This is a genomic window from Phyllobacterium trifolii, assembly GCF_014192095.1.
GTDB classification, from domain to species: domain Bacteria; phylum Pseudomonadota; class Alphaproteobacteria; order Rhizobiales; family Rhizobiaceae; genus Phyllobacterium; species Phyllobacterium trifolii.
The window spans coordinates 56,625-63,090 of record NZ_JACHXN010000029.1; the positions used below are offsets into that span (position 1 = coordinate 56,625).

Here is a 6,466-nt window from a genome sequence, read left to right on the forward strand (position 1 = left end):
CCGGCCCGGGTCCCGTCAACGTGCCGTTGCGCGGGAAAATCTCAGCTCCATCCGGCGCGCAAGCACCGAAAGAGGCCAGCAAAGCACGAAATAGATCGCAGCCACCGTTGAGAAGACCAGGAACGGGCTGAAGGTAGCGTTGTTGATGATCTGCCCCTGGCGAGTGAGCTCGGTGAAGCCGATGATCGCCGCCAGCGAGGTACCCTTGATAAGCTGGACGAGGAAACCGACTGTCGGCGCCACCGCGATCTTCGAGGCCTGCGGCAAGATGATGTAGCGCATGCGGTTGTAGTAGCGGAGCCCGAGCGCGGTCGCAGCCTCCCGTTGGCCGGACGGAACCGCCTCGATACAGCCGCGCCAGATTTCGCCCAGGAACGCACTGGCATGCAGGGTTAATGCTACAGTGGCGGCAAGCCATGGATTGATGGCGAAGCCGAAAATGTTCATACCGAAGAACACCAGAAAGAGCTGCATCAGGAGCGGCGTTCCCTGGAAGACGCGGATGAACCCGGTGGCGATGAGGCGCGGCCATTTCGTATCCGAGACGCGCAGCAGCGCGATCAGCAGGCCGCCAATGCCGCCGCCGGCAAAGGCGATAGCCGACAGCGCGATGGTCCACTGCGCTGCGAGCACGATGATCCAGAATTCGTTGAAGCCGAACGGTCTGATCAATGGCATGTTCAGGCTCCTATCGGCTCAGCGGATATTTGAAGGCGGCCTTCTCGATCACCGAGAAGATCGTCGAGAAACCAATCGACATGACGAGATACATGATCGTGATGACGATATACACCTCGAAGCTCGCGAAGGTTTGCGACTGTAGATTGTTGCCGGCGGCGGCAAGATCATCGGCGGAGATCGCCGATACGACGCTCGAGGTCAGCATCAGGTAGATGAACTGGCTGGTCAGTGAGGGATATACGGTACGAAGCGCCGGCTTCATGATGATATAGCGGAAGATCTGCAGCTTCGAGAGACCGAGTGCGGTCCCCGCCTCCACCTGCCCCTTCTGGATCGACTCAATGCCGGCGCGGATGATTTCCGTGCCATAGGCCCCGAAATTGACTACGAGCGCCACAAGAGCCGCGCTGTTCGGCGTCAGCCGAAGCCCAAGAGACGGCAGACCAAAGAAGATGAAGAAGATTTGCACCAAGAAGGGCGTGTTGCGTATAACCTCGATATAGACGTCGATCAGCCAACGCAGCGGCGCGATGCCGGACGTCTTGCCGGCTGCGCAGATAATCGAGACGATCAGGCCGATCATCATCGCTGCGACGGACAGCTGGATCGTCAGCCACGCGCCGATCAGAAGCTGGTCGAAACCAGCAAAGACGGGTTCGAAATTGAAATGATACAACTTGGGACCTCCCCAATTACCGCAAGTAGGCCACGCTCCTCTTCGCCGCCCGTCGATTTAGATCGATCTAAAAGCTTTTCGGGCTACCGTCAATCGCAAAATTAACAATTTCTTAAAGCGTCAAACCGTCGCTGGCCCGCAGGACTGCCGCACACGCAGCTGCGTCTCCTGTACCACTCGGCGAGGCGGCCGTGCCGGATCAGCCAGTCGGTCCAGGAGCAACTGCGCAGCAGTCTCGCCGATCGCTACCGGTGCGGTGGAAACGGAAGTGAGTCGCGGGCGCAGGGCTTCCGCATCGGTTACGTCGTCAAAACCGATCAGCGAAAAATTGCGGCCGACCTGGAGGCCGCGGTCGTAGAGGCCGCCTGACAGACCAAGCGCAATCACATCGTTGAAGCAGATGACAGCCGTCGGCTGCTCCGTTTGTTCGAAGAGAAGATGCGTCGCGTCGGCGATCTGCGCGAGTTGGTCCGGGACGCGAAGGATCATATTGGCGTTGAGACCCAGCGAGCGCATGGCGTCGCGAAACCCTTCGATCCGTTCATGATAGGCCGAATGCATCGGACCGTGGACCGCGAAGGCGATCGTCTCATGGTCGAGGGAGGCAAGATAGTCGACGGCTTGACGCATGCCGGCGGCGTAATCCGCACCGGCATAATCGATCTCTTCCGAGATATGGCGAAGCGTCTGGACCAGCGGCAGCTCCCATTCGGCGATCCTGTCGAGAAAAGCCGGCTCTGTATCCGCGGCTGGGCAGAGAATGACGCCGTCCACTCCATGCTCGCGCATCCGTCGCATCACCAAATCCTGCCGCTCGACGAGATCACCGCTGTTCGCGACGATCACCACCATGCCGGCAGAATCGATCAAAGCTTCGATGCCGGACAGCAGCTCGCCGAAGAAGGGATTTGTGAGGTTGGGGACGACGACGCCCACTGTACGACTACGTTCCGCCCTCATGCGCGCGGCACCCATATTGTAGACATAGCCGAGGGCTTGGATTGCCTCCTCGACTCGTTGACGCGTTTCCGCTCCTACCAGGGGACTCTTGCGAATGACGAGAGACGCGGTCGCGCGCGAAACATTCGCCCGCCGCGCCACATCGAGCAACGTTACACGGTTTTTCTTTCGATCGGCGGACAGCATGAACGTTACCTACAGGTGATGGAATCTATCAGTCTAGCTTCTGTCGCCATCGTCGACCCCTTTTTTTAATTTTGGTCAATCCATTTATGTTCCGGCGTGCAAAATTTGCACGCCGGAACATACCTTCAGCGACCAGCCGTACAAAACGCTGGATGTCGCGGCTTCGCTGTGGGAGTACGCAATAGCAACGGAAAATCGCGCGCAACCCCTCGGCACTGTTCGATCTGCCGACCGACAACTGAACTCGCTTCCGAGCCGGCCAGGTACGGCTAGGTCGCGAACTGGATCATCATAGCAAGGAAAGCGCCGCGACCAGTCAGCGTTTTCCGATGTCGGCTTCTCTAATTTGGCGCAAGCTCTTTTTTAAGTTTCCCGCAGCCTGGTCGTTCTCGCGGGTCACGCTTCTCTTCGCAGTCTGTTGGCTCCCTTGCGTTCGGAGCCGCTGCATGCATGCATGGGATCAGGGTCGTCTGGTGAGCCTCGCTTTGCGACGCGCTCGAAGCGCAGCAGACATTAACGGCTTCATCCATCCCGTCGTCCGCGTGGGACGATCCGGCCAGGATCGAGTTCGAAGGCTCTGTCAAATCAGGCAGATGCCTCCGATCCGAACGGGAACTCTGTACCGTCGATCCACATCCAATGAAGCACGACGGCAATCTTGCTGGCCACAGCGACGATGGCTCGCCGCCGTCTCTTGGTCTTCATCAGCCGCACGCCCCAGGCCTTCAGGCTGCTCCAGGCAATCGACCGCATCAGCATCGCGTTGGCGGCTGCATAGAGCGTCGCCCGCACGTCGGCGTCGCCGGCATGGGAGATCCGGCCGGGATTGTCTTTCTCGCCGGACTGGAAGCGTCGCGGCGTCAGCCCGAAGTGGGCTCCAACAGTGCCCGAGCTTTTGAAGCGGGTGGGATCGTCAACTGCGGCCTTGAAGCTCAAGGCCGTCACGTATCCGACACCTGGAACACTCATGAACCGCGTAGTGACGGAGTCTTGGTGCACCGCTCTTCGGACACGTCGATCGAGTTCAAGAAAGGTTTCCAGGAGAATCTGCCTGGCCTGCAACATCGGTAGGAGCGCATGGCTTAGTGCAGGACCGCTTTCGATCGATGCATTTGCGCTGCATGACCTTGCGGCTGGTAAGCATTGCACGGATGTAATGGCTTTCGACACTCTTTACGTGCACTCGACTATACCAACCCGATCGCAGGATTTGAGCGATGCCGCGAGCATCATGTTTGTCGGTCTTGTTGCGCATGGCCGAAAGAGCGGCATTGACCTGAAGGGCCTCCATGCACACGACGTCGAACCCCGCTTTTTTCATTCCGTAGGTCAGATGTTGAGTGAGCGTGCCAGCTTCCAGCCCTATCTGGTGGATCCGTTCGCCAAACTCGCGCAGCGAACCAGGTCCGGCACGTCGGATAAAACAGATCGCTCGAGCCGAACCTTCCCATCCTTGGTCAATAATGCAGATCGCCACTGAGCGTAGACGACACGTCCAAAGCAGCATAAAACATCGTCATCTCCCTTCACCTCGGTTAAGCCGGGATAGTAGTGGAAGCTCGCCTCTGGTGGGACCGCCCGATTACACATGCTCTGGGCCGTAAACGGTCATCGGCTTGGCTCGGGGATTAACTGCTTTGGGGTGAGAGCGGCTGGTCCGGTATGGAATGAAAAGACGCGGATAGCGAACATTTGGCTTGGGAACCCCCTGCCTGGCAAGAAGCCATCTCAGAAGAAAAGGTGGTGAGCCTGACCGATGGTTTTAGAGTTTTCGGTCACATCTTTTGAAAGCCGCAAGCTATTGATATCACCGACTCAAACTCAGTTTCCGTTTTGCCGCACCATAGCATCGCAGCTTCGGTGGTGATGCGCGTGGGCGGCAAGCCTTGCTGTTTTCAACCGGTACATCAGCGATTGTCTGGGTGAGACTTCTACATCCAAAGCGGTAGATCTACCCAGAATTGTCGCATTGTTTGATGGCTATCACGGCTTATGATTAAGTTATGCGTGTTCCTTTGCCAAAAAAATCGGGCGATCACTCAAATCGCACCCATGCATGCGAAGCAGCTTTGAAAGCCGGGTTTGAGGCGCTCGCCGAAGAAGCAATGGAGGCTGGTTGGGATAGATATGAGGTTGCACTTGCACTATCAAAACTCGGCGAACAATTGGTCGAGGCAACAGCCGAGAATGCTGGTTCAGCGGCTGATATTGCAATTGCGAAAGCGCTGTTCGAAATAAAGCGAGGTTTCTGACATACGGTGTGTTCGGGCGGGCAGAACAAATTCTCTTCGGAGATGAACGTTCAGGTTGGGCTCCAACCAGCTTGTATCCCTAGGCTATAGAAACATTGCGGAGCCCAATTCAGAGGTTGGAACATAAGAGGCCGGCGTTCGTTTCTTCAGAAGAAGGAAACGTTTCTGAACTGCGATACTACCATGGTGGAGTATGTATGGGTTCTTGTTGTCCTTGCCGCACCGATGGTGTTGGGAGTCGTTATCGCGGTTCGTCAATGGCTAGCCATTCGCTCGAACAGACGACGCAAAATCATAAAGGGAGATGAAATCCCAACGAAAAACATCACGGAATAACGCGAACGCTCCATGCAGCCACAAGTCTAGTCTTCACTGGACTGGAGTGCTGGCTTATTGAGCACGCCTTCGCGGCGCGCGCAGGACGATCAAGGGCTGGAAGTTTTTTGGTGATCCGGGGCTTTGGAGCAGGCGGGCTTAGGGAACACATGGCGACGCTCTTTGCTGCTTTTGTGAATCAATTCAAGGTATGGCTTATACACCGTCTGCGATACGCCTGCCGGCCCACAAAGTGCAACGTACGCGCAAGGGCCCGAGAGTACGGACGTTGGTCAGAGTCAAGTAAGTTTTAGCGCCGATTCGGCGTAGTTAAGGCAGTCGGTTATAGCGGGTCGGCACAACCATTGGAGATCACCCTCGTTCTGCAATATCGTTGTGCACAGGGCTTTGGGACTGTGCACCGTCCGCCCAACGCTGGCGCGCCATAATTGTTGCCTCGACACGGTTTCGTACTCCCAGTTTCGCCATCGTGTGGGTCATGTGGTATTTTACCGTTTTCTCCAAAATTCCTAGTGTTGTGGCTACTTCCCGGTTGCTGAGACCGCTGGATACCAATCTTAACGTGCGCTCCTCCTGTTCGGTCAGAGAGGCTAGTGCTTCCGCGGTCGATGGTTGCTTTAGATAGGAAATAGCCCGCAGCGTCAGCCCGGGGGCGAAAAAGGAACCTCCGGCAGCCACGCTCTTGATTATCGGCACCAGCTGATCATCGTCAATATCTTTGAGGATATAGCCGACTGCTCCTGCCTCGACGGCACGCACAACATCAGTTCCGGTTTCCGACATCGTCAGGATGACCAGTTTCGCCTGGTCCGATATTTTTTTGATAGCTTTTGCAATTTCTATTCCGTCCCAAGAAATTGAAGTATCCAGAAGCACGACGTCCGGGCGTATGAGCTCCGTGCGCTGCAGTGCCTCATTCCCGGACGAAGCTTGCCCCACAACTTTAATTTTCTCGTCCGATTCCAGCGTGTGAATAACACCAAGCCTGAACAAGGACTGGGCGTCAACAACCATAACTTTTATCTGACCAGTCACCACGGGCCCCCAATGTTTGCCGCATGGTAGCGGCAGTAACGGTAACCACCAAGCTAACATTTCTGCTTGATCGAAAAAGTGCCATTGGTCGTGGATATGTGAGGACTTTAGTCCATTTATGCGGAACTGGTCCCTGCAGCGTTACCAACCCATCCGCGGTCTGATGTTTCAGAAACACTGCCACCTACTGCTCACGGAAGGCTCGGCTGAACTGATCGGCGAGCGGCTTGGACAGGAAGGACATCGCTGTACGCTCTTCCGTCGAAACAAAGACTTCCACGGGCATACCTGGTAAAAGCTTGCTGTCGCCGAGCTTTTCGAGCTCGTCCGATGGTACAAT

7 protein-coding genes are annotated in these 6,466 nt (G+C 56.3%); 1 reads left to right on the forward strand and 6 read right to left on the reverse strand.

Annotated features, from left to right (window positions below; translation table 11 throughout):
* Positions 1-15 precede the first annotated feature (15 nt).
* The 5 genes from FHS21_RS27260 to FHS21_RS31705 all read right to left on the reverse strand — a co-directional run bounded on the left by FHS21_RS27260 (position 16) and on the right by FHS21_RS31705 (position 4,010).
* Positions 16-672 carry an amino acid ABC transporter permease gene (locus tag FHS21_RS27260; RefSeq protein WP_183665084.1) on the reverse strand — a complete coding sequence of 219 codons (657 nt, stop codon included), beginning with the start codon at positions 670-672 and terminating at the stop codon, positions 16-18.
* A gap of 16 nt (positions 673-688) precedes the next feature.
* On the reverse strand, positions 689-1,357 hold the full coding sequence (locus tag FHS21_RS27265; protein WP_183665064.1) for an amino acid ABC transporter permease: 669 nt from the start codon (positions 1,355-1,357) through the stop codon (positions 689-691).
* A gap of 120 nt (positions 1,358-1,477) precedes the next feature.
* Positions 1,478-2,503 carry a LacI family DNA-binding transcriptional regulator gene (locus FHS21_RS27270; protein WP_183665065.1) on the reverse strand — a complete coding sequence of 342 codons (1,026 nt, stop codon included), beginning with the start codon at positions 2,501-2,503 and terminating at the stop codon, positions 1,478-1,480.
* Positions 2,504-3,088: 585 nt separating this feature from the next.
* On the reverse strand, positions 3,089-3,472 hold the full coding sequence (locus FHS21_RS30485) for a transposase (RefSeq protein ID WP_210283648.1): 384 nt from the start codon (positions 3,470-3,472) through the stop codon (positions 3,089-3,091).
* Positions 3,473-3,527: 55 nt separating this feature from the next.
* Positions 3,528-4,010 carry an IS110 family transposase gene (locus FHS21_RS31705; protein WP_210283649.1) on the reverse strand — a complete coding sequence of 161 codons (483 nt, stop codon included), beginning with the start codon at positions 4,008-4,010 and terminating at the stop codon, positions 3,528-3,530.
* A 496-nt stretch (positions 4,011-4,506) separates the two neighbouring features.
* Between FHS21_RS31705 and FHS21_RS27280 the strand changes: the two genes are divergently transcribed.
* Positions 4,507-4,755: a hypothetical protein gene (locus FHS21_RS27280; RefSeq protein ID WP_183665067.1), complete on the forward strand. Its 249-nt coding sequence runs from the start codon at positions 4,507-4,509 to the stop codon at positions 4,753-4,755.
* Between the two features lie 687 nt (positions 4,756-5,442).
* Here FHS21_RS27280 and FHS21_RS27285 read toward each other — a convergent pair.
* Positions 5,443-6,126, reverse strand: a complete 684-nt coding sequence (locus FHS21_RS27285; protein WP_183665069.1) for a response regulator — start codon at positions 6,124-6,126, stop codon at positions 5,443-5,445.
* Positions 6,127-6,466 lie beyond the last annotated feature (340 nt).

Bases quoted from the DNA above. Each gene is read 5' to 3' on its own strand.
- FHS21_RS31705 (WP_210283649.1), bottom strand. From the start codon at position 4,010: ATGCTGCTTTGGACGTGTCGTCTACGCTCAGTGGCGATCTGCATTATT.
- FHS21_RS30485 (WP_210283648.1), bottom strand. From the start codon at position 3,472: ATGAGTGTTCCAGGTGTCGGATACGTGACGGCCTTGAGCTTCAAGGCC.
- FHS21_RS27280 (WP_183665067.1), top strand. From the start codon at position 4,507: ATGCGTGTTCCTTTGCCAAAAAAATCGGGCGATCACTCAAATCGCACC.
- FHS21_RS27270 (WP_183665065.1), bottom strand. From the start codon at position 2,503: ATGCTGTCCGCCGATCGAAAGAAAAACCGTGTAACGTTGCTCGATGTG.